This window comes from Flavobacterium aestuarii (assembly GCF_040049115.1).
GTDB classification, from domain to species: Bacteria; Bacteroidota; Bacteroidia; order Flavobacteriales; family Flavobacteriaceae; genus Flavobacterium; species Flavobacterium aestuarii.
Map to the genome: position 1 here is coordinate 1 of NZ_JBDLZZ010000005.1, position 25,573 is coordinate 25,573.

The 25,573-nt window shown below is 36.1% G+C and carries 14 protein-coding genes; 3 read left to right on the forward strand and 11 right to left on the reverse strand.

Annotation, left to right across the window (positions count from 1 at the left end; all coding sequences use genetic code 11):
- Positions 1-105: 105 nt before the first annotated feature.
- Positions 106-651 (forward strand): hypothetical protein, encoded by a 546-nt coding sequence (locus ABEG11_RS06435; RefSeq protein ID WP_348823367.1) that lies wholly within the window; start codon positions 106-108, stop codon positions 649-651.
- A gap of 133 nt (positions 652-784) precedes the next feature.
- Here ABEG11_RS06435 and ABEG11_RS06440 read toward each other — a convergent pair whose 3' ends face one another.
- The gene (locus tag ABEG11_RS06440) at positions 785-1,243 is read right to left on the reverse strand and encodes an Lrp/AsnC family transcriptional regulator (protein WP_348823368.1); all 459 of its coding nucleotides are present in this window, start codon (positions 1,241-1,243) and stop codon (positions 785-787) included.
- Positions 1,244-1,455: 212 nt separating this feature from the next.
- Between ABEG11_RS06440 and ald the strand changes: the two genes are divergently transcribed.
- The gene (gene ald / locus ABEG11_RS06445) at positions 1,456-2,580 is read left to right on the forward strand and encodes an alanine dehydrogenase (protein ID WP_348823369.1); all 1,125 of its coding nucleotides are present in this window, start codon (positions 1,456-1,458) and stop codon (positions 2,578-2,580) included.
- A gap of 180 nt (positions 2,581-2,760) precedes the next feature.
- On the opposite strand, the gene ABEG11_RS06450 is transcribed toward ald, so the two are convergent.
- The 6 genes from ABEG11_RS06450 to ABEG11_RS06475 form a co-directional block, all read right to left on the reverse strand.
- Positions 2,761-4,167 carry an APC family permease gene (locus ABEG11_RS06450; protein ID WP_348823370.1) on the reverse strand — a complete coding sequence of 469 codons (1,407 nt, stop codon included), beginning with the start codon at positions 4,165-4,167 and terminating at the stop codon, positions 2,761-2,763.
- Positions 4,168-4,310: 143 nt separating this feature from the next.
- Entirely contained in the window at positions 4,311-5,726 is a 1,416-nt protein-coding gene (locus tag ABEG11_RS06455) for a LysM peptidoglycan-binding domain-containing protein (RefSeq protein WP_348823371.1), read from the reverse strand.
- Between the two features lie 455 nt (positions 5,727-6,181).
- Positions 6,182-8,443 (reverse strand): aconitate hydratase, encoded by a 2,262-nt coding sequence (locus ABEG11_RS06460; protein ID WP_348823372.1) that lies wholly within the window; start codon positions 8,441-8,443, stop codon positions 6,182-6,184.
- Between the two features lie 124 nt (positions 8,444-8,567).
- Positions 8,568-11,339: a bifunctional aconitate hydratase 2/2-methylisocitrate dehydratase gene (locus tag ABEG11_RS06465; protein ID WP_348823373.1), complete on the reverse strand. Its 2,772-nt coding sequence runs from the start codon at positions 11,337-11,339 to the stop codon at positions 8,568-8,570.
- Positions 11,340-11,677: 338 nt separating this feature from the next.
- Complete coding sequence (locus ABEG11_RS06470; protein ID WP_348823374.1) at positions 11,678-12,631, reverse strand: AAA family ATPase; 954 nt, start codon at positions 12,629-12,631, stop codon at positions 11,678-11,680.
- A 73-nt stretch (positions 12,632-12,704) separates the two neighbouring features.
- Complete coding sequence (locus ABEG11_RS06475; RefSeq protein WP_435302834.1) at positions 12,705-14,114, reverse strand: peptidylprolyl isomerase; 1,410 nt, start codon at positions 14,112-14,114, stop codon at positions 12,705-12,707.
- 406 nt (positions 14,115-14,520) lie between these two features.
- Here ABEG11_RS06475 and ABEG11_RS06480 point away from each other — a divergent pair, with 406 nt between their 5' ends.
- Positions 14,521-16,110 (forward strand): peptide chain release factor 3, encoded by a 1,590-nt coding sequence (locus ABEG11_RS06480; RefSeq protein ID WP_348823376.1) that lies wholly within the window; start codon positions 14,521-14,523, stop codon positions 16,108-16,110.
- 85 nt (positions 16,111-16,195) lie between these two features.
- Here the strand turns inward: ABEG11_RS06480 and ABEG11_RS06485 are convergent, their stop codons facing one another.
- From ABEG11_RS06485 to rpoB, 4 genes are all read right to left on the reverse strand, one after another.
- Positions 16,196-16,558 (reverse strand): hypothetical protein, encoded by a 363-nt coding sequence (locus ABEG11_RS06485; RefSeq protein WP_348823377.1) that lies wholly within the window; start codon positions 16,556-16,558, stop codon positions 16,196-16,198.
- Positions 16,559-16,747: 189 nt separating this feature from the next.
- Positions 16,748-17,059, reverse strand: coding sequence for a DUF3467 domain-containing protein (locus ABEG11_RS06490; protein ID WP_315157867.1), 312 nt, complete (start codon positions 17,057-17,059; stop codon positions 16,748-16,750).
- Positions 17,060-17,122: 63 nt separating this feature from the next.
- Positions 17,123-21,430: a DNA-directed RNA polymerase subunit beta' gene (rpoC, locus tag ABEG11_RS06495; RefSeq protein WP_348823378.1), complete on the reverse strand. Its 4,308-nt coding sequence runs from the start codon at positions 21,428-21,430 to the stop codon at positions 17,123-17,125.
- A 235-nt stretch (positions 21,431-21,665) separates the two neighbouring features.
- Positions 21,666-25,478 carry a DNA-directed RNA polymerase subunit beta gene (gene rpoB / locus ABEG11_RS06500; protein WP_348823379.1) on the reverse strand — a complete coding sequence of 1,271 codons (3,813 nt, stop codon included), beginning with the start codon at positions 25,476-25,478 and terminating at the stop codon, positions 21,666-21,668.
- Positions 25,479-25,573 lie beyond the last annotated feature (95 nt).

A 25,573-nucleotide genomic window follows, 5' to 3' on the forward strand; every position in this document is an offset into this window, starting at 1 on the left:
AAAATTCCTGTTTTAACAACAGTATTTTACTATATTTGTTTGCAATTAAAACGGAGGTTTTTTCACAGACTGACGTTAGGTCGCATAACACCAAAATTGCAGATAATGAAGAAATTTTACTTTTTAATTTTAGTTTCTATTGGACTTGCAAGCTGCCATAAAAAGGAATCTGCAAAATGTGATTCTTTGAAAACGTACATTTATTCAGATGCAACTGAAGAAGAAGTTTATACATTGAAATTAACTTGCAATGACACAGTATTTCTAACAGAATATTTACCTAATCAAAAATCATTTTTCGCTATAAATGAGACAAAACATAAAATAAAAATAGATTCTTTAGTTGACAACATTGATTTTTCCAATTTAAAAGAATCATATTCTGAATCATCTGTACAAGACAGACACGCCTTTAAATTATTGATACAAAATGGAAAAAAACTTGATTCTGTATTCGTTTATGGAAAGAAAGCCCCAACTAATATCTATAAAATATCCGCTGAATTCAGGAAAATAATTAAATCATTAAAATTTTCTCCTTACACGAAAGATATAGATTACGGAAAACATATTGTTAGATTTCCTCCGCCACCACCACCGCCATCTGACAAAGAAACTGTTAATCAAACTATATTTAAAACTTGGAATTAGAAAAAAATGTAAAAGTTACGCTACCTAACAGCAACTCCTATGTAAAAACATCGTAAAGTTATTCACAACTTCAAACGGGATAGATCAGGAAAAACGCTTTAATTTTTGTTAATTATCAAAGAGTCTAAAAAACTTAGATAGGCAAAACCGTTGTGCTCTTCACTTCGGAAATAATAAAAAAACTGTTTATCAAAGACACTTCGGGCAGAATCGATAATTTCATCTGATGAAAATGATGATAACTTTCCATATCGGGCAATACAATCTTTAGCATATAATCAAAACTGCCTGAAACAAAATTACATTCTACTACTTCGGGCAAATTCAAAATCGCCTGATTAAAGCTATCGGAAATATCATAAGTCTGTTTAACCAAAGTCACCTGGCAGTAAACAGTGAGGTTTTTGCCTAGTTTTTTCTTATTCAAAATAGACACATACCGCTCTATAATCCCCTCTTTTTCAAGACGTTTAACTCTGTCATGAACAGGTGTCAGCGAAAGATTTATACGATTCGAAATATCTTTTAATGTCAAATGGGCATCTTCCTGCAGGAGGTGAAGTATTTTTCTGTCATTTTCATCTAAATTCATAACAAAAAACAAGTTTTATAGATTGATTTATAACAAAACAATCCGATTAATTTTCTCTTTAGGAATAAAAAAAGCTTTCAAAAAAGAATTATTTTATGCAAAAATACTAAATAAAAATAATATTTTCTTATTTCAACATCAACAGAACAAAAATTTTCTTTCTCCCTTAAATTTGTAATGTAATCTTGAATCAATCATTTAAAACATAAGTTATGATAATTGGAGTTCCAAAAGAAATTAAGAATAACGAGAATCGTGTAGCACTGACTCCCGCAGGTGCAGCTGAACTGAAAAATAATGGCCATACTGTTTATATTCAGGCAGCAGCAGGCGAAGGAAGCGGTTTTGCTAATGAAGAATATGAAGCCGCTGGTGCTGTTATTTTACCGACAATTGAAGAGGTTTATGCAATTGCTGAAATGATTATCAAAGTAAAAGAGCCAATCGCTTCAGAATATCCTCTTATCAAAAAAGACCAGTTACTTTTCACATACTTCCACTTTGCATCATCAGAGCCATTAACTCATGCTATGATTGAGCGCCAAGCCATCTGTCTGGCATATGAAACTGTTGAAAAAACAGACCGCAGCCTGCCATTATTAGTTCCAATGTCTGAAGTTGCAGGACGCATGTCTATTCAGGAAGGCGCTAAATACCTTGAAAAACCTTTGAAAGGAAGAGGAATTCTTCTTGGCGGTGTTCCTGGTGTTCCTCCTGCAAAAGTATTAGTGTTAGGCGGCGGTATCGTAGGAACTCAAGCTGCAAAGATGGCCGCAGGTTTAGGAGCTCAAGTAACTATTATGGATGTGAGTTTACCGCGTTTGCGTCAATTGGACGATATTATGCCTGCAAATGTTACAACTCAGATGTCTAACGAATATAACATCAGAAAAGCAATTACTGAAACGGATTTGATCATTGGAGCTGTATTGATTCCAGGTGCAAAAGCACCGCATCTGATTAAACGCGACATGCTGAAATCTATGCGTCCGGGAACCGTTCTTGTTGATGTAGCCGTAGATCAGGGAGGATGTATCGAGACTTGTACTCCAACAACTCACGAAAACCCAACATTTATTATTGACGATATTGTACATTACTGCGTGGCCAATATGCCAGGCGCAGTACCCTATACTTCAACACTTGCACTTACCAATGCTACTTTGCCTTATGCTTTACAATTAGCAAATAAAGGATGGCAGAAAGCATGTGCTGAAAATGAAGAACTAAAAAAAGGATTAAACATAGCCAGCGGAAAAATCCTTTACAAAGGAGTAGCCGAAGCTTGGAATCTTCTTTTTAATGAAGAGTTAGTATTAGAAAACGCAGTTTGTTAATATTAAATAAGTGCTTACTACACTAGAAGAACCCGTTTTGTTTATCAAAACGGGTTTTCTGTTTTAAAAAAATCCGTCTCGATTCATGAGACGGATTTGCTTAACTATTTTAAAACTGCAGACTTCAACTTGAGATCCAATTTCTGAATATTCTGAAGACTGCTATCTGAGTTCTGAATATTACTCTTTCGGTTTAGTTATATAGTAAATCGGAATTCCAATCAGCATTATAAAAACTCCCCAGCCGCATGTATCAGGTTTTGTATATAAAAGTGCAATACCAATGGCGAGAGCAATGACAATGTAAAGTGCTGGCAGAAAAGGATAACCAAAAGCCTTATAAGGTCTTTCTGCATTTGGCATTTTTTTGCGAAGAATAAAAATTCCGTAAATGGTCAGGATGTAAAACACCAAAACGATAATTACAACGAAGTCCAATAAATCACCATACCTCCCAGTCAAACATAAGGCGGAAGCCCAAAAACACTGTACCCATAATGCCCAAGCGGGTACGCTTGCATGATTAAGAGCTGCAGCTTTCTTAAAAAACAAACCATCCTGCGCCATCGTATAATAAACCCTTGCCCCCGACATAATCAAACCATTATTACAGGCAAAAGTAGAAATCATAATCATTAAGGCTATAATTAAGGTTCCAATATTACCGAAAATATTCTGGGATGCTACAACTGCCACTCTATCCGATTCTGCCGTAGCAATATCCTGCAGAGGAACCACCGCCAGATACATCACATTCGCTAAAATATAAATACAGCTCACAATCAGGGTTCCCAGAAACAAACTCAATCCTACATTGCGTTTTGGATTTTTGATTTCGCCTGCTATAAAAGTAACGCCTTCCCAAGCCACACTCGAAAACAATGAGCCCACCAATGCCGCTGACATTGCCGAAATTAAGGCTACACCGCTAATTGGAAGCCAAGAACCTGCTTCAACATCCAATGATTGAGAAGTCCAGGCGTTCGCCCAATTGGCATCCCAAACCTCAGATTTAGCAGCTAGAAATCCGAAGATAATTAATCCGAAAATCGAAGCAATTTTAATAACCGTCAAGACAGTCTGTAAAATTTTGCTGTTTTTTACCCCTCGGCTATTAATATAACTCAATAAAATAATGGTAATTATCGAAACAATCTGAGCAGCACTGAGCTTGAAATCACCCACTTCATAAATAATATTTTTTTCGCTGACAACAGGATACAAATAAGCAGTAAATTTCGAAAAAGCAACACCCACAGCGGCTATTGTACCCGTTTGTATCACCGCAAAAAAGCTCCAGCCGTATAAAAACCCAATCAGTTTTCCGTATGCTTCTTTTACATAGACATATTGTCCGCCCGCTTTGGGAAACATTGCACTCAGCTCGCCATAACTCACGGCGGCGATCACGGTAATGAATCCGGTAAGTACCCACATTGCAATGAGCCAGCCAGCAGAACCCAATTGGCGCACCATATCCGAGCTCACAATAAATATTCCAGAACCTATCATAGATCCTACGACAAGCATAGTTCCGTCTAATAATCCGAGTTCTCTTTTAAATTCTCCTGGTTTGTTTTCTTCCATTTTTTGGTTTATTTTTTTGGTTGGCTAAAGATATACTTTTTTGGGAAATTTGAAAGACAAAGAAAATAGAGAAAAGAGTATAGATAAAAGACAAAAAAACTCCTAAGTTTCCTTAAGAGTTTTAATAAATTTATTTTTAAAAGCTATTTAATTACACGATTCACCTGTGCAAAATTCCGCTGATAATAAGGTTCTTTAGTCGATGAGATAATCACTCCAGAATGTGTCGAGGAATGAATGAATTTAATCTCATCGGCAGCCACTTCAATAACCATTCCTACATGATTGATTCGGCTTCTGCCGTTGGTTCTAAAAAAAATCAAGTCTCCTTTCTGGGCATTTTCATTATTGATTTTTTCTCCTATAGAAGACTGCTCTATTGAAGATCTTGGCAATTTTATATCAAAGGCTCCAAAGGTGGAATACATCAGGCCAGAACAATCAAATCCTGCAGCCGAAGTCCCTCCGCTTCTATATCGTGTTCCTATTTTATCTGATGCAGACTGTATCAATTGATTAATTAAATCTTCATTGGCAAGTGGCAATTTTATAATTGTACTATCCAGTTTTTTTTCAGCTTGAACCACTGCCGTTTCTTCTTGTTTTATAGGCAATGCAATTGAATTATCAGAAACACGAATAGTTAATTTTGCACCTACTTCCAACTTTTGCTGAATTGCAGGATTCTGTTTTTCGAGATCAGCTACAGTGATGCCGTATTTTTTTGCAATACCATATTTAGTTTCTTTTGTTACCACTACATGAATAATTTCGGCAACGCTCTTATCAGAGTCGATTTTAGTTTCATTTACTTTGCTTTCGGCAGGAGCTGTCGATTTATTTTCTGCAACAGGAAGTTCTTTAGCTTTTATGATTTGGTCATCAGCAACAGCAGTTTGATTAGCAGCGGCAACTTCACCTGCTGTCAATTTTCCATCATTTGGAATGGTGATGGACTGCCCAATACTCAGCCCTTTTTTGCCAATATTTGGGTTTGCATTTTGCAATTGCTTTAATGTAATTCCGTATTGTTTTGCAATAGCATACAAAGATTCCTTCGCTTTTACCTGATGCATGATTGGCTGCAATGTTTCAATAGTTTCTTGCGGCTTGGCGTTTACTGCATTGGCAAGCTCCTGTTTGCTTAATCCTGAAGGCACAACAATAGTCTGGCCTATTTTTAAGCCTTCAGTTTCTAATTTTGGATTGGCTTTGTATAGTAATTCTTTTGTTGTTTTGAATTGCTTTGCTATCCCATATAATGTTTCCTTAGCCAATACCTGATGGTTAATGTCGGTGGTTTGTTCTGAAACTAAATTTTCGGAAATGGCTTCTTTTTTAGATTCAGAATTTGGAATTAATAAGATTTGATTAAGATGTAAGGTTTTTTTAGCTTTAGGATTCAGCTTGTAAATGGATGCAATAGAAACATTGTATTTTTGAGCAATACTGGAAATTGTTTCCCCTTTTACTATGCTGTGCTTGATGTTATTATCTTGCGAATATACACTAATGCTGCAGAAAAAAAGCGCTAAAACAACTACTCTAAAATATTTCATTCCTTTTTTAAATTTTTATCCGATTCTCATAATAGAAACGCCTTATTTGGCGAATTATTATTTTTCTATATTTTTCGCTTCAATAACTGATATTTTATCAAGAATTACAAATATATGTTTTTAACTAAATATGTGTGCTATGAGGCATGCAAAAAATTTAAAAAAAATCACATAGCTTTGATCAACAATTCATTTTATCTATTGAGTTTCTGTTCTGTTTTTAAATAAAATTGCTGCTTTTTTTTAGCCCTGATGGAATGGAAAGCCTTGTGAAATAGACTTGCATTTTTTATTGAAATAAAAGAGCGACCAGCGGAAGCTCCTTTTATTGCAATAAAAAAACAAGGATATGAACAAGCTTGAAAGGAGAGCAGGATTCAGCTCCTAATTATGAATTAATCAAAAAAAACTCCCAAGAACGTTGAGAGTTTTTTGATTATTATATTGGTAAGTGATTATGCGTTAGCTGCAATCAAATTTAGTGCAGAACCTGCTTTGAACCAGCCAATCTGCCCTTCATTATAAGTATGATTAGCCAAAATTATTTCTTTGCTTCCATCTGTGTGAACAAGTTCCAGACTTAATGGTTTCCCTGGTGCAAAATCAACTAAATCTGTGAAATTGATTGTATCGTCTTCCTGAATTTTATCATAATCTGCTTCGTTAGCAAAAGTCAATCCCAATAATCCTTGTTTTTTAAGATTGGTTTCGTGGATACGGGCAAATGATTTCACCAGAACTGCTTTTACACCCAAAAAGCGAGGCTCCATAGCGGCATGCTCACGGGAAGAACCTTCGCCGTAATTGTGATCCCCAACAACTATTGAAGGCACACCAGCTGCTTTGTAAGCACGAGCCACTGCAGGAACTGCATCAAACTCGCCTGTTAATTGATTTTTAACTGAATTTGCTTTTTGATTGAATGCATTAATGGCACCAATCAGCATATTGTTAGAAATATTATCCAGATGCCCGCGGAAACGAAGCCATGGTCCTGCCATAGAAATATGGTCTGTAGTACATTTTCCGAAAGCTTTAATCAATAATTTAGCTCCAGTAATATTTTTACCGTCCCAAGCTTCGAACGGTGCTAATAATTGTAAACGATCTGAAGCTGGGTCAACATTTACCTGAACATTCGACCCGTCTTCGGCCGGTGCCTGAAAACCTGCATCTTCTACATCAAAACCTCTTTTTGGCAATTCGTCACCATAAGGAGCATTCAATTTTACTTCCTCGCCGTTGTCATTCAATAAAGTATCAGTTAATGGATTAAAATCTAATCTTCCTGAAATTGCCAATGCAGCAACCATTTCCGGCGATGTTACAAAAGCATGGGTGTTTGGATTACCATCCGCTCTTTTAGAAAAATTACGATTAAAAGAGTGAACGATGGTGTTTTTTTCGCCTTTATCAGCACCAGCTCTGTCCCATTGTCCTATACAGGGTCCGCAGGCGTTTGTAAATACTTTTGTCCCCATTTTTTCGAAAGTGGCAATGATACCGTCTCTTTCGATGGTGTAACGAATCTGTTCCGAACCTGGATTGATTCCAAATTCTGCTTTTGGAGTTATTCCGTGTTCTACAGCCTGATTCACAATTGAAGCAGCACGTGCCATATCTTCGTACGAAGAGTTGGTACAAGAACCTATTAATCCCCATTCTACTTTTATTGGCCATCCATTTGCAGCAGCTTCCTCTTTCATTTTAGAAACTGGTGTTCCGCGGTCTGGTGTGAAAGGTCCGTTGATATGCGGTTCCAATTCGGATAAATTAATTTCAATAAGCTGATCAAAATACTGTGATGGATTAGCATTTACTTCTGGATCTGCGGTTAAATATGAAGCTACTTTATCCGCAGCATCCACTACATCCTGACGGCCTGTTGCAGAAAGATATCTCCGCATAGAATCATCATAACCAAATGTAGATGTTGTAGCACCTATTTCGGCACCCATATTACAGATTGTTCCTTTTCCAGTACAGGACATATTTGTAGCTCCTTCGCCAAAATATTCAACGATAGCACCTGTTCCTCCTTTTACAGTAAGAATATCAGCTACTTTTAAGATCACATCTTTCGGAGCTGTCCAGCCGGATAATTTTCCAGTCAATTTTACTCCGATTAATTTAGGAAACTTTAATTCCCAAGACATTCCGGACATTACATCTACAGCATCAGCACCTCCAACTCCAATAGCCAGCATCCCTAATCCGCCTGCATTTACAGTATGCGAATCGGTACCAATCATCATTCCTCCTGGAAAAGCATAATTTTCCAAAACAATCTGATGAATAATTCCTGATCCTGGTTTCCAGAACCCAATTCCATATTTATTTGAAACAGAGGACAAGAAATCAAAAACTTCTTTTGATTGAGTATTTGCAACAGCCAAATCTGCAGAAGCACCCACCTTTGCCTGAATCAGGTGATCACAATGAACCGTTGTAGGAACTGCTGCTTTTGATTTTCCAGCATGCATAAACTGCAGCAAAGCCATTTGAGCCGTTGCATCTTGACAAGCAACTCTATCTGGAGCAAAGTCAACATAATCAACTCCTCGAGAAAAAGCTTTTGAAACTGTTCCATCCCAAAGATGGCTGTATAAAATCTTTTCTGTCAAAGTAAGAGGACGACCTGTTATCTCGCGTGCAGCATCAACACGGCTAGTCATGTTGGCATACACTTTTTTAATCATTTCAATATCAAAAGCCATAAGATTTGTATAATGTTACTATTTCATTTTAAACATAACAAGGTACAAAAAAATAGAGTAAACTGCACAAAAAAAGCCCAAGTCATAGACTCAGGCTTTTAGATGATATAAAAAATTTATGCAATTACATTACCAATTGCTTATTAGAAGGAGCAAACTTAGTCAAGTTAATACCATCAACTGCAGCCGTATACTCATCCATAGTAGGAGTTCTTCCTAAAATTGTGGATAGAACCACAACAGGTGTAGACGAAAGCAGAGACTCTCCTTTTTTACCTTCAGTATCTTCAACAACCCTCCCTTGGAAAAGACGTGTAGAAGTTGCCATAACAGTATCCCCTTTAGCTGCTTTTTCCTGGTTACCCATACAAAGGTTACATCCCGGGCGCTCTAAATACAACATGTTTTCATATTCTGTACGCGCTGCACCTTTAGGAGCATTATCGTCAAATTCGAAACCTGAATATTTTTGTAAAACTTCCCAGTCACCTTCGGCTTTCAGTTCATCTACGATATTATAAGTAGGAGGCGCTACCACAAGAGGTGCATTAAATTCAACTTTCCCATTTTGTGCTTCAACATTTTTAAGCATCTGGGCAAGGATTTTCATATCTCCTTTATGAACCATACAAGAACCTATAAATCCAAGGTCTACTTTTTTTACACCACCATAGAAAGACAAAGGTCTAATAGTATCGTGCGTATATCGTTTAGAAACATCTGCATTGTTTACATCGGGATCAGCAATCATTGGTTCTGCAATCTGATCAAGGTCCACAACAACTTCAGCATAATATTTAGCATTTGCATCAGGAGTTAAAGCTGGTTTCTCGCCTGATTTAATCTCTGCAATTCTCTTATCAGCCTTGTTGATTAATCCCTGAAGAACCTGTCTGTGATTATCCATACCTTTATCGATCATAATCTGGATTCTGCCTTTAGCAATCTCCAATGATTCAATTAAAGTATCGTCTTCAGAAATACAGATTGAAGCTTTCGCTTTCATCTCTGCAGTCCAGTCTGTAAATGTAAATGCCTGGTCAGCTGTAAGAGTTCCAATGTGCACCTCGATAATTCTTCCCTGAAATACATTTTCTCCACCAAATTGCTTTAACATCTGGGCTTGTGTAGCGTGAACTACATCACGGAAATCCATGTACCCTTTCATGTCTCCTTTGAAAGTCACTTTTACAGATTCCGGGATTGGCATAGAAGCCTCTCCTGTAGCCAGTGCAAGAGCTACTGTTCCTGAATCAGCACCAAAAGCAACACCTTTAGACATTCTTGTATGAGAGTCACCACCAATAATGATGGCCCACTCATCAATTGTAATGTCGTTAAGAACTTTATGGATTACGTCTGTCATTGAGTGATAAACACCTTTTGGGTCACGAGCAGTAATCAAACCGAAATCGTTCATGAATTTCATTAATTTCGGAATATTTGCCTGCGCTTTTTTGTCCCAAACCGAAGCAGTATGACAACCTGATTGATAAGCACCGTCAACAATTGGCGAAATCACAGTAGCTGCCATAGACTCTAATTCCTGAGCAGTCATAAGACCAGTCGTATCCTGAGAACCTACGATATTTACTTCTACACGAACATCTGAACCTGCGTGTAATACTTTGCCCGGAGTTGTTCCAACAGCATTTTTATTAAATATTTTTTCTACTGCAGTAAGGCCTTGTCCTTCATGTGAAACCTCTTTTGATGGAGCAAACACAGTCGGTGCATCTATTCCTAAAGTTTTTGCAGCGAATGTCTGGATTTTTTTACCAAATACAATTGCATATGACCCGCCAGCTTTAATGAATTCTACTTTCTGGGGAGTAAAAGCTTTCGAAATATCAATTAGCTCCTGATCGCCATTGTATAATTTCTTCTTCTTTGTATTTATTGTAAGCACAGTACCCGTAGCAACAGAATAAGCTTGTTCCAAGATTGGATCACCGTTTGCATCACGAACAGGATTTCCATCTGCATCAAGCTTTTTTACCCAGTTTTTAAGGTCAAGACCAATACCTCCGGTAACATCAACAGTCGTCAGGAAGATTGGAGAAATACCATTTGTACCACCCACAATTGGAGCAATATTTACGAATGGAATATATGGACTTGCTTGTTTACCTGTCCAAAGAGCCACGTTATTTACACCAGACATTCTCGATGAACCAACACCCATAGTTCCTTTTTCTGCAATCAGCATTACTGATTTGTCAGGATGCTGCGCCTGAAGAGCTTTAATCTCTTCTTGCGCCTGAGGTGTAATCATACATTTACCGTGAAGTTCACGATCTGAACGTGAGTGAGCCTGATTTCCTGGGGAAAGCAAATCTGTAGAAATATCTCCCTCACCAGCAATATAGGTAACCACTTTAATTTCTTCAACTACCTCTGGCAGCTTTGTGAAGAATTCAGCTTGTGCGTAGCTTTCCAGTATTTCTTTTGCGATAGGATTACCGCTTTTGTAAGCTTCTTTTAAACGATCTGTATCAGCATCATATAGAAAAACCTGAGTTTTAAGAACCTCTGCCGCCTGTTTAGCAATTGAAGCATCACTACCCAAAGCCAAGTCAAGAAGCACTTCAATAGACGGGCCTCCTTTCATATGTGACAATAATTCGAAGGCAAAAGCAGGGGTAATCTCTTTTACTTCAGATTCACCAAGGATAATTTCTTTTAAAAACTTAGCTTTCTCACCAGCCGCACTAGTGGTTCCAGGCAAAGTATTGTAAATAAAAAACTTAAGAGAATCTTCTCTATAAACGTTATCTACATCTTTAATTTGCGCAATAATTTCGCTTAGCAATTCAGCACCATCAATTGGCTTCGGGTGTAACCCTTGACCTTTTCTTTCTTCGATTTCTTTGAGATAATCGTTATAAATATTCATAATAGAAGTTTTTTTCAATGTTAGAGGCCTATTTTCTTGATTATTTCAAAAAAAAAGCCCTTTATAATAAATGTTTTGTTTTTTTTGTCTCGCAAATTTAATAATTAAAGATGAGAGTTTAAAAGAATTTAATGTACTCAGAATTTTAAAAAAATATTATTGCAAAATTAGAAATTTGACCGCCTTAAATTGAGAAATAAGCATATTTCAAGTGTCATATTTACACAATTCACAATTTGAATTTTGATTTTAACAAAAATAAAAACTATTGTTAAACAAAAAAGTGTCACATCCCTACCAGAATACAACACTTTTCAATAATTTCTTATTTTTATCTTTTAAATCAGCTTTTCAATTATCATTTCCTCAGAAATTCCTTCTGCATCAGCTTTGTAGTTTTTAATAATTCTGTGACGCAAAATACCTATCGCTACTGCTTTTACATCATGTATATCCGGAGAAAACTTACCATGAAATGCGGCATGTGCTTTTGCTGCCAAAATTAAATTTTGCGAAGCCCTTGGACCAGCTCCCCAATCAAGATAATTTTTCACAAATTCATTCGAAAGAACATTATCAGGGCGGGTTTTACTCACTAACGTCACAGCATATTCCACCACATTATCTGCAACTGGAATACGACGGATTAAATGCTGGAAATCGATAATCTCCTGACCAGTAAACAATGCGTTTATTTTTACAGCAGAATCTGCTGTGGTTTGTTTTACCACCTGCACTTCTTCTGCAAAAGAAGGGTATTCTAATTTTATAGCAAACATAAACCGGTCTAATTGCGCTTCTGGCAGAGGATAAGTCCCTTCTTGCTCAATAGGATTTTGCGTAGCCAGTACAAAATAAGGCAAACTCAATTTATGATTAGCACCTGCTATTGTAACGGAACGCTCCTGCATAGCTTCTAACAGCGCAGCTTGGGTTTTGGGCGGTGTCCTATTGATTTCGTCTGCCAGAATAATATTAGAAAATATGGGGCCTTTTATAAATTTAAACTGTCGGTTTTCGTCCAGTATTTCACTCCCTAATATATCCGAAGGCATTAAATCTGGCGTAAATTGAATTCTTTTAAAATCCAAACCTAACGCCTGGGCTAAAGTATTCACCAGCAAAGTCTTAGCAAGACCTGGCACTCCAACTAATAAGGCATGGCCTCCAGAAAAAATACATAGCAAAATCTGATCGACAACAGCTTCTTGGCCTACTATAATTTTGGATATTTCTTTTTTTAATTCATTGCGTTTTTGAACTAAATCTTGAATTGCTGCTACATCAGACATTTTATATTTTTTTTTAATTAAAAAAGAGTTAGAATCATGAAAACATAAAACTAACTCTTTTATTTATTGAAAATTATTTTTTTACCCAATTATTAGTAAAAGGACAATCTTTGTATTCCTCTACGATCTTAATATAAGTATCTTTTATTTTTGCATCAAACCATTTGGCAATAGCCTTGATTTGTTTTTCTTTTAATGCTAGATCTTTAATTTTAATATAATCCTTAGCATAATCTGCAGTATGCGAATCGATTCTATTCGTTACTGTCATGATTTTATAATATTTCTTTCCTTCTTTATCCTCCAGAGATGGCATCGAAATTTCATTGTCTTTCAAATTAGAAACCTGTCTATATATAGAAGGATCCATGTTTGTCAATTCAAAATGGGTATCTTGGGTTTTAGGATTTATCAAAGCTCCGCCATTAGCTCTTGTTTCTATTTCATCAGACATGGTTCTTGCCGCTTCTGCAAAAGAAATTTCCTTGTCCAATATCTTTTTTCTGATTAAAGCAATTTTTTCTTTGGCCTCTTTTAATGATTCCTGAGAAACAGAAGGCGCCATCAATATATGCCTCAATTCAATCTCTTGTCCTTTTATTTTTTCAACATAAATAATATGATAACCATATATGGTTTCAAAAGGCTCAGATATTTCACCTTCCGCAAGACTAAAAGCAACATCTTTGAACTCTTTTACAAAAGCAGTTTTTCGGTTCATTTTATAATAGCCACCATTCTTGCTCGACCCTGGATCTTCCGAATATAAAACTGCCTTTGTTGCAAAACTGGCTCCTTCCATACACTCCTTCCTAAAACCATTCAACTTATCAATGATTCTTTTTTTATCTTCATCAGTAACTTTAGGCTTAATTGCAATTTGAGCAACCTCAAGTTCAGCACCAAAAACAGGCAGATCAGCTGCAGGTATTTTTTTAAAGAATTCACGAACTTCCTCAGGAGTAATTTCAACCTTTTCGATTATTTTTTTGGTCATTTCACTAGTAAGTTTCTGTTCTTTCAATACATCAAAGAAATAGGTTCTGAATTCCTCTTCAGAGTCTTTTTGATAATACTGCACCAGTTTTTCCATTGTTCCAACTTGCTGCAGCATATAACTCAGCCTTTCGTCCATCATCCCTTTTACTTCCGCATCACTCACTATAATACTATCTTGAACAGCTTGATGAGCATACAATTTTTGCTCCAGCAAAGTCCCTAAAACCTGGCATCTTGTAACATCTGCTGTTGATGCCCCTTGGCTTTTAATTTCCAAAAAACCTTTATCTATATCAGAATCCAGAATAATATAATCTCCAACAGTTGCAACTATTCCATCAACTTTCAGCTTTTTGCCGCTAGTCACATCAGCTTTGGCCACTGCAACAACACTGTCTTTTATAATTTCTTGGGCATTTACAAAAGTTAAAACAGAAAACAAAAGAAAAAAAGTAAACACAACTTTATTAGTTATGAATTTCATTTGTAAAAATTTTGAAGGCATTTTTTATTTTTTATATAATTATTATCTCAAAAAAACTTGCTCCAAAAGACGCATCTATATCAAATACAGCCCTTTAAAACCTAACAAACTGTTCATCATTGATCTTGAATGATTCAAACTCAATAATTTGTCAAAAAACTTACAATTAACCGAACATATAACGAACAAAAATAACAATTCGAATGCATTAAACAAGTTTCCTTAATACTATTAACAAAAAATTATTAAGTTCCCTTAAATACCTCTATTGTTTGTATAAGATCCCATAAATCCATAACTTTTTTTATATGTAATTTCAAAATCAATTGACCCGCATTTACCGTTATATATTTTTTTTCAAATAGCATTTATAAATAGTACTTTTGCAGACAATTGATATATAATTATGAGTTTTTTAAAAGAAATAGAAAGAAGACGCACTTTTGGGATTATTTCACATCCTGATGCCGGAAAAACCACACTGACCGAAAAATTACTTCTTTTTGGAGGTGCAATCCAAGAAGCTGGTGCAGTAAAAAGCAATAAAATTAAAAAAGGAGCCACGAGTGACTTTATGGAGATTGAGCGTCAGAGAGGAATTTCTGTATCAACTTCTGTATTGGCTTTTAATTATAAAGACAGAAAAATCAACATACTTGACACTCCGGGCCACAAGGATTTTGCCGAAGACACTTTTAGAACATTGACAGCTGTTGACAGTGTTATTGTAGTAATAGATGTCGCCAAAGGGGTTGAAGAGCAGACAGAAAAACTGGTTGCTGTCTGCAGAATGCGAAAAATTCCAATTATCGTATTCATTAACAAACTCGATAGAGAAGGTAAAGATGCTTTTGACTTAATGGACGAAGTTGAACAAAAGCTTGGACTAACAGTTACACCTCTTAGTTTTCCAATTGGCATGGGTTATGATTTCCAGGGAATTTATAATCTATGGGAGCAGAATATTAATCTATTTAGTGGTGACAGCCGTAAAAACATTGAAGAAACAATCGCTTTCTCTGATGTTCAAAGCCCTGAATTAGAAAAAATAATAGGCCAAAAACCTGCAGATCGCTTACGTGAAGAATTAGAATTAATAGACGAAGTTTATCCTAAATTTGACCGTCAGGATTATCTGGACGGTAAATTACAGCCAGTATTTTTTGGATCGGCATTAAACAACTTTGGAGTTCGTGAATTACTAGACTGTTTTGTAAGCATTGCCCCATCACCTAGACCAAAGGATTCCGAAACAAGATTAGTAGATCCAAAAGAAGAAAAAATGTCTGGTTTTGTATTTAAAATACACGCCAATATGGATCCGAAACACAGAGACAGATTAGCTTTTATAAAAATCGTTTCTGGAACTTTTGAAAGAAACAAACCGTATTATCATGTCCGCCAGAAAAAGAACTTAAAGTTTTCAAGTCCAAATGCTTTTTTTGCCGAGAAAAAAGAAATTGTAGACATCTCCTATCCGGGTGACATCGTTGGATTACATGATACTGGAAATTTCAAGATTGGCGACACCCTAACCGAAGGAGAAGTTATGAGTTTCAAAGGAATACCAAGTTTCTCTCCGGAACACTTCAGATACATTAACAATGCTGACCCTATGAAAGCCAAACAGCTGGACAAAGGCGTAGATCAATTGATGGATGAAGGTGTTGCACAGTTATTTACCTTGGAAATGAATAATAGAAAAGTAATCGGAACTGTAGGTGCATTACAATACGAAGTCATTCAATATCGTTTAGAACATGAATATGGAGCTAAATGTACTTATGAAAACTTCCCTGTTCACAAAGCCTGCTGGGTAAAACCTGATGATGCCAAAAACGATGAATTTAAAGAATTTATCCGTATTAAACAGAAATTTTTAGCTAAGGATAAATACAATCAACTTGTATTTTTAGCTGATTCTGATTTCACAATTCACATGACTCAAAGCAAATACCCAAGCGTGAAATTATTTTTCACTTCAGAATTTGATTAAAATAATAGAAAAAAAGACACAAAAAAACGCCAATTTTAATTGGCGTTTTTTATATATACAAATTAAATTCAACCTTAAATACTCGCTAGCAAGATTTAATATTAAGCGCTTTTTTCAAAAGCGTTTTAACCAACAAATGGTTTGGTTCTCTTCCAGATGTCATAAAACTTTTCTTAGAATACATACCATCATCTGAATAAGTTTTTCCAAAATCTCCTTTTGTTCCCATAAACCAAAGTATAAAATTCACATTTGAGTTCAATGTAGAACTGGATACTTTTACTGGGGTTTCAATTACTATATTATTGTTATTTAATATATTTTCGGTACTAACTTCTAAATTTTTAATTTGTGCGAATGCACTAGCACTTGAAAAAAAAGTAAACAGAACAATAAATAAAAAAATTTTATTGCTGTTGTTTTTCACAATACTAAAAACGTCATTCATTTCGCTCTCTTTATAAAAGTATATAAACTAAATTCATCGCGAAAGTAAAGGAATAGTTAAGTGAAGGGAAAAATAGTCGTTAAAGTACAGATAAAATCGTTGAAATGCATAAACAATTACACAACTAACAAAAAGATAACATTATAAAGTAAAAAAAAGACTCCATAAAGGAGTCTTTTGATTATAAAATTACGCTTGCCCCGCAGGACCAAAATTCAGCGGAATCGGAGCTTGCTCACCCTCTTTTATTTCACCATGAGCTACTTCAAAACGATGAACATTTTCACCAATTGCTTTAAGCAATCTTTTAGCATGCTGAGGCGTTAAAACAATTCTGGATTTCACTTTAGCCTTAGGAACACCAGGCATAATACAAACGAAATCTAATACAAATTCAGAAGAAGAATGATTGATAATAGCTAAATTTGAATAAATTCCCTCAGCTATTTTTTCATCTAATTCAATATTAATCTGTTCTTGCTGTTGGTTCGAATTGCTCATAAAATTTTAAATTATTCAATACTCTCTCCCTGTTTTCGCAGAGAGAGAGCATTGGGGAAAGAATTAATAAATATACTCTTCTTTATTTGCCATCATATCATTATAGTCTTCTCTAGAACCTACAATCGCATTATCATATTCTCTCATACCTGTACCGGCAGGGATTCTATGACCAACAATTACATTTTCTTTCAATCCTTCTAATAAATCAACTTTACCTGCAACAGCAGCTTCATTTAATACTTTTGTTGTTTCCTGGAAAGAAGCAGCAGAAATAAATGATTTAGTTTGAAGAGAAGCTCTTGTAATACCTTGTAAAACTGGTGTTGCAGTAGCTGTAATTACATCACGTGCAACAACAAGATTTTTATCCGTACGTTTCAATAATGAATTTTCATCACGTAATTGACGTGGAGTTATAATCTGACCTGGTTTTAAAACACTTGAATCCCCAGCATCTTCAACCACTTTCATTCCGTACAATTTATCATTTTCAACGATAAAATCTTTGGTATGAATTAATTGATCTTCTAAGAACAAAGTATCTCCTGGATCTTCAACTCTAACCTTACGCATCATCTGACGTATTACTACCTCAAAGTGCTTGTCATTGATTTTTACCCCTTGAAGACGGTACACCTCTTGAATTTCATTTACCAAATACTGCTGAACAGCAGCAGGTCCCTGAATTCTCAAAATATCATCTGGAGTAATTGCTCCATCAGACAATGGCACACCCGCTCTAACGAAGTCATTCTCTTGAACTAAAATCTGGCTTGATAATTTAACCAAGTATTTTCTAACATCACCAAATTTAGATTCAATGATGATTTCGCGGTTACCTCTTTTAATTTTACCAAAAGTAACAACACCATCAATCTCAGAAACTACAGCTGGGTTTGAAGGATTACGAGCCTCTAACAACTCTGTAATTCTTGGTAAACCTCCTGTAATATCCCCAGATTTAGAAGAACGGCGAGGAATTTTAACCAAAACTTTACCAGCCTTGATTTTCTCTCCGTTTTCTACCATCAAGTGAGCTCCCACCGGCAAGTTGTAAGAACGTATCAACTCTCCTTCTTTACCATAAACCAATAAAGTTGGAATTAATTTTTTGTTTCTTGCCTCTGAGATTACTTTTTCCTGGAAACCAGTCTGCTCATCGATTTCAACCATGAACGATTGTCCTTGCTCTAAATCTTCATAAGCAATTTTACCAGTGAACTCAGAAACAATAACCCCGTTATATGGATCCCATTTACAGATTACTGCACCTTTTGCTACTGACTCACCATCATTCACAAAAATACTTGAACCGTAAGGAATATTATGAGTACTTAATAAGATACCTGTTTTTTCGTCAATCAATTTCAATTCAGTAGAACGAGAAACTACGATATCAACTGCATTACCCTCTCCGTCTTCACCTTTTACAGTTTTTAAATCTTCGATTTCTAATTTACCTGCAAAACGTGTAATGATACTAGATTCTTCAGAGATACCTCCTGCAACCCCTCCAACGTGGAAAGTACGCAATGTCAACTGTGTACCTGGCTCTCCAATAGACTGTGCAGCAATTACACCAACAGCCTCACCTCTTTGAGTCATTTTACCAGTTGCCAAGTTTCTACCGTAACATTTAGCACAAATACCTTTTGTAGCCTCACAAACTAATGGCGAACGTACTTCAACTTTCTCAACTGGAGAAGCTTCGATACCTTTTACTAATGCCTCAGTAATCTGCTCACCAGCATGAACTAAAATCTCACTTGTCAATGGATTAATTACATCTTGCAATGCAACACGTCCTAAGATTCTTTCTCCTAATGATTCAACGATCTCCTCATTTTTCTTCAAAGCAGAAACTTCAATACCTCTAAGAGTACCACAATCCTCAAGATTAACAATAACATCTTGAGAAACGTCATGCAACCTTCTGGTCAAGTATCCAGCATCGGCAGTTTTAAGAGCCGTATCCGCAAGACCTTTACGAGCACCGTGAGTAGAGATAAAGTACTCAAGGATCGAAAGACCTTCCTTAAAGTTAGAAAGAATCGGGTTTTCAATAATTTCACCACCACCAGCAGTAGATTTTTTAGGCTTAGCCATCAAACCACGCATACCAGTTAACTGACGGATCTGTTCTTTAGAACCCCTCGCCCCGGAGTCAAGCATCATATACACAGAGTTGAAACCTTGTTGGTCTTCTCTAATGTTTTTCATTGCCAACTCTGTCAATTGAGCATTTGCTGAAGTCCATACGTCAATAACTTGGTTGTAACGCTCGTTATTGGTAATAAGACCCATGTTATAGTTAGCAGAAATACCTTCAACTTGTTCTCTGGCATCTGCAATTAATTTTGGTTTTTGTTCTGGGATTCTAATATCACCAAGAGAGAATGACAATCCTCCTTTGAAAGCGAATTTATAACCCATATCTTTCATATTGTCCAAGAAAGCTGCTGTTTCAGGTACACTAGTCGAACTCAATACGTGTCCGATAATGTCTCTTAAGTTTTTCTTAGTCAATACGTCATTGATATATCCAGCTGCTTCCGGCACTACTTCATTAAATAATACACGTCCAGCAGTTGTTTGGATAATTTGGTAAACCAATTCTCCATTTTCATTAAAATCTTTTGCTCTGATTTTTACACGAGCATTCAATTCCAATCTTCCTTCATTTAATGCGATATTTACCTCTTCAGCAGAATAGAATGTAATTCCTTCTCCTAAAATAGTTTTCTCTGGTGTAGACAAACGCTCTTTAGTCATATAATAAAGACCCAAAACCATGTCCTGAGAAGGTACCGTAATTGGAGCACCATTTGCAGGGTTCAAGATATTGTGAGAAGCCAACATTAATAATTGAGCCTCCAAAATAGCCTCTGGCCCTAATGGCAAGTGAACCGCCATCTGATCCCCGTCAAAATCCGCGTTAAACGCCGTACACACTAATGGGTGTAATTGAATCGCTTTACCTTCAATCAATTTTGGCTGGAATGCCTGGATACCTAATCTGTGCAAAGTGGGAGCACGGTTTAGTAATACTGGATGTCCTTTGATTACATTTTCTAGGATATCCCAAACTACTGGCTCTTTTTTGTCGATTATTTTCTTAGCAGATTTTACTGTTTTTACAATTCCTCTTTCGATCAATTTACGGATAACGAAAGGTTTGTATAATTCAGCTGCCATATCTTTTGGCAAACCACACTCAAACAATTTCAACTCTGGTCCAACGACAATTACCGAACGAGCAGAATAATCCACACGTTTTCCAAGTAAGTTTTGACGGAAACGACCTTGTTTACCTTTTAACGAATCAGATAATGATTTCAAAGGTCTGTTTGATTCCGTTTTTACCGCAGAAGCTTTACGAGTATTATCGAAAAGTGAATCTACAGATTCCTGCAACATACGTTTTTCGTTACGAAGGATTACTTCAGGAGCTTTAATCTCGATTAATCTTTTCAAACGGTTGTTACGGATGATTACACGACGGTATAAATCATTCAAATCCGAAGTTGCGAAACGACCTCCATCAAGCGGTACAAGAGGACGCAATTCTGGTGGAATAACCGGAATTACTTTCATGATCATCCACTCAGGGCGATTTTCTCTGTTCAAAGTTGACTCACGGAAAGATTCCACAACTTGTAATCTCTTTAACGCTTCAGTCTTACGCTGTTTAGATGTTTCGTTATTGGCTTTATGTCTTAAATCGTATGACAATTCGTCAAGATCAATACGAGCCAATAAATCCATAATACACTCTGCTCCCATTTTGGCAACAAATTTATTAGGATCAAAATCATCTAAATATTGGTTATCCGCAGGAAGAGTATCCAAAATATTCAAATATTCTTCTTCAGTTAAGAAATCTAATCTTTCAATAGATTCTCCATCTGCATTTTTGGCAATACCTGGCTGAATAACCACATATCTTTCATAATAGATAATCATATCCAATTTCTTAGATGGAAGACCTAAAATATAACCAATTTTATTTGGAAGGGAACGGAAGTACCAGATGTGAGCAATAGGCACAACAAGGTTGATGTGTCCTACTCTATCACGACGTACTTTCTTTTCCGTAACTTCAACACCACAACGGTCACAAATGATACCTTTGTAACGTATTCTTTTATATTTACCGCAAGCACATTCGAAATCTTTTACCGGTCCAAAAATTCTTTCGCAGAAAAGCCCGTCACGCTCAGGTTTGTGAGTTCTATAGTTGATAGTTTCAGGTTTCAACACTTCACCTCTTGATTCTTTCAAGATAGATTCAGGAGAAGCCAATCCTATCGAAATTTTGTCGAATCTTTTTACAGTATTCTTTTCTTTATTATTTCTGTTATTTATCATAGTTTTTACTATTGATTTATTTGCAATTAAAAATTGATTTTGTACAAACGTTGCACTGCAACGTCTCTACACCTCGGATTACTTCTCTAAACTTCAAACTCAAATTTGAAGTGCTAGTTATAAAATCTTTTGAAATTTTATAAAAAATCGGAACGGGTTACGGGGCTAAATCCTTAAAAACTCTTATGAAATTTAAATAGAGACGTTGCACCGCAACGTCTCTATCATGAATAATTTATTCTTCTAAACGAAGGTCAAGACCAAGACCTTTCAATTCATGCATTAATACATTGAATGATTCAGGTAATCCTGGTTCTGGCATGGTTTCACCTTTTACGATTGCCTCGTAAGATTTAGCTCTACCAATAACGTCATCCGATTTAACAGTCAAGATTTCACGAAGAGTACTTGATGCTCCATAAGCTTCAAGTGCCCAAACCTCCATCTCTCCAAAACGCTGACCTCCAAATTGAGCTTTACCTCCAAGTGGCTGTTGAGTAATCAACGAGTATGGACCGATAGAACGTGCGTGCATCTTATCGTCAACCATATGTCCTAATTTCAGCATATAGATAACTCCAACTGTCGCAGCTTGGTGGAAACGTTCTCCTGTACCTCCATCATAAAGGTGAGTATGTCCAAAACGTGGTACTCCAGCTTCATCAGTCAAAGCATTGATCTCGTCTAAAGAAGCACCATCAAAAATTGGAGTAGCAAATTTTCTACCCAAGTTCATTCCAGCCCATCCTAAAACAGTCTCATAAATTTGTCCGATGTTCATACGTGAAGGTACCCCAAGTGGGTTCAACACAATATCAACTGGTGTTCCGTCTTCCAAGAAAGGCATATCTTCATGACGAACGATACGTGCAACAATACCTTTGTTACCGTGACGTCCCGCCATTTTATCCCCTACTTTCAACTTACGTTTTTTAGCAATGTATACTTTAGCTAATTTCAAGATTCCTGATGGTAATTCATCTCCAACAGTAATTGTAAATTTCTCTCTACGTAAAGCACCTTGTAAATCGTTCAATTTAATTTTATAGTTATGAATCAAATCATTTACCATAGTATTTGTTGCATCATCAGCAACCCATTGACCTTTACTTAAGTGAGCAAAATCTTCAACAGCATAAAGCATTTTTTGAGTATATTTTTTACCTTTTGGTAAAACTTCTTCACCCAAATCATTCATTACACCTTGAGAAGTTTTTCCGTTTACGATGTTGAAAAGTTTCTCAATCAATCTATCTTTAAGCTCAACAAACTTCACTTCAAATTCCATTTCAAGTGCTCCTAAAGCATCTTTGTCCTGAGTACGTTTACGTTTGTCTTTTACCGCTCTTGCAAATAATTTTTTGTCTAAAACCACACCATGTAAAGAAGGAGAAGCTTTCAATGAAGCATCTTTTACATCACCTGCTTTGTCCCCGAAGATTGCACGAAGCAATTTCTCTTCCGGAGTAGGATCGGATTCTCCTTTTGGAGTAATTTTACCGATAAGAATATCACCAGGTTTAACCTCGGCACCAATTCTAATCATACCGTTTTCATCCAAATCTTTAGTAGCTTCTTCAGAAACGTTTGGTATATCATTTGTTAACTCTTCGTTACCTAATTTAGTATCTCTTACCTCTAATGAGTAATCGTCTACGTGAATTGAAGTAAAGATATCGTCACGAACTACTTTTTCAGAAATTACAATCGCATCCTCGAAGTTGTACCCTTTCCATGGCATAAACGCAACTTTAAGGTTTCTACCTAAAGCCAATTCTCCATTTTGAGTCGCATATCCTTCAGATAATACTTGACCAGGAATCACTCTGTCACCTTTTCTTACGATAGGTTTCAAGTTGATACTTGTTCCTTGATTGGTTTTTCTAAATTTAATTAAATTATATGTTTTCTCATCAGCGTCAAAACTCACCATTCTTTCTTCTTCAGAACGATCATATTTGATGGTAATGATATTAGCATCAACATATTCTACAACTCCATGTCCCTCAGCATTAATCAATACTCTAGAATCTGAAGCCACTTGACGCTCTAAACCGGTACCAACAATTGGAGCTTCAGGACGTATTAATGGTACAGCCTGACGCATCATGTTCGATCCCATCAACGCACGGTTCGCATCATCATGCTCTAAGAAAGGAATCAAAGATGCCGAAATAGAAGCAATCTGGTTAGGAGCAACGTCTGTATAATGTACTGCAGATGGTTCAACAACAGGGAAATCACCTTCCTCACGAGCAATAACATTGCTAGCTGTAATTTTACCAGAAGCATCCATTTCAATGTTTGCCTGAGCAATCATTTTTCCTTCTTCTTCTTCAGCACTTAAATATATAGGAGTAGATTCTAAATCTACAACACCATTGTCTACTTTACGGTAAGGTGTTTCAATGAATCCCATTCCGTTTACTTTCGCATAAACTCCAAGAGAAGAAATCAAACCAATGTTTGGTCCCTCTGGTGTTTCAATTGGACATAAACGCCCGTAGTGCGTGTAGTGAACGTCACGAACCTCAAATCCGGCTCTTTCTCTCGAAAGTCCACCTGGTCCAAGTGCAGATAATCTTCTTTTGTGTGTAATCTCAGCCAATGGATTCGTTTGATCCATAAATTGAGATAACTGGTTTGTTCCAAAGAAAGAGTTGATAACTGATGATAATGTTTTAGCATTAATCAAATCAATTGGTGTAAACACCTCATTATCCCTAACGTTCATTCTCTCACGAATGGTTCTAGCCATACGAGCCAAACCAACACCAAATTGTTGAGACAATTGTTCTCCAACTGTTCTAACACGACGGTTAGACAAGTGGTCAATATCATCAATCTCAGCTTTTGAGTTAATCAACTCGATCAAATATTTAACGATAGTAATGATATCTTCTTTGGTAAGCACTTGCTTTTCCATTGGAGTATCAAGACCCAATTTTTTATTAATTCTATAACGACCTACTTCACCTAAGTTATAACGTTGGTCAGAGAAGAACAATTTATCGATAATACCACGAGCAGTTTCTTCATCAGGCGGTTCTGCGTTACGCAATTGTCTGTAGATATGCTCAACAGCTTCTTTTTCAGAGTTTGTTGGGTCTTTTTGTAATGTATTATGAATGATAGAATAATCAACAGCGTTATTATCTTCTTTGTGCAACAAAATAGACTTAACGTTTGAATCAATTATTTCTTCCACATTATCTTTGTCGATAATAGTATCACGATCAAGGATAATCTCATTACGCTCGATAGAAACAACCTCTCCTGTATCCTCATCAACGAAATCCTCATGCCAAGTGTTCAATACACGCGCAGCAAGTTTTCTTCCAATATATTTTTTAAGACCTGTTTTTGAAACTTTAATTTCTTCAGCAAGGTCGAAAATTTCAAGGATGTCCTTATCTCTTTCGAAACCAATTGCACGGAATAAAGTTGTAACCGGTAATTTTTTCTTTCTATCGATATACGCATACATTACGCTGTTGATATCGGTAGAAAATTCTATCCAAGATCCTTTAAAAGGGATAACTCTCGCAGAATATAATTTTGTTCCATTTGCATGGAAGGACTGCCCAAAGAAAACACCCAGAGAACGGTGTAATTGAGAAACTACAACACGTTCAGCTCCATTGATAACAAAAGTACCACTTGGTGTCATGTAAGGTATTGTTCCAAGATAAACATCTTGCACAATAGTTTCAAAATCTTCGTGTTCAGGATCTGTACAATACAGTTTTAGCCTAGCTTTCAAAGGCACACTATACGTAAGACCTCTTTCTATACATTCTTGAATGGTGTAACGTGGTGGATCTACAAAGTAATCAAGGAATTCCAAAACAAAGTTGTTTCTTGTATCTGTAATTGGAAAGTTTTCCATGAAGGTATTGTATAACCCTTCGTCGCCTCTTTCGTCAGATTTAGTTTCTAATTGAAAAAAATCTTTAAATGATTTAACCTGAACATCTAGAAAATCCGGATAATCAGGAATGTTTTTCGTAGAGGCAAAATTCAATCTTTCAGTCTGATTTGTTATCATCAATGGACAAAATTTTGATTAAAAAAAAGTAGTTATTTGTGTAAAAACACTGTTCAATTTATAAAACAATCTATACTTTCTTTTTATAATCGATA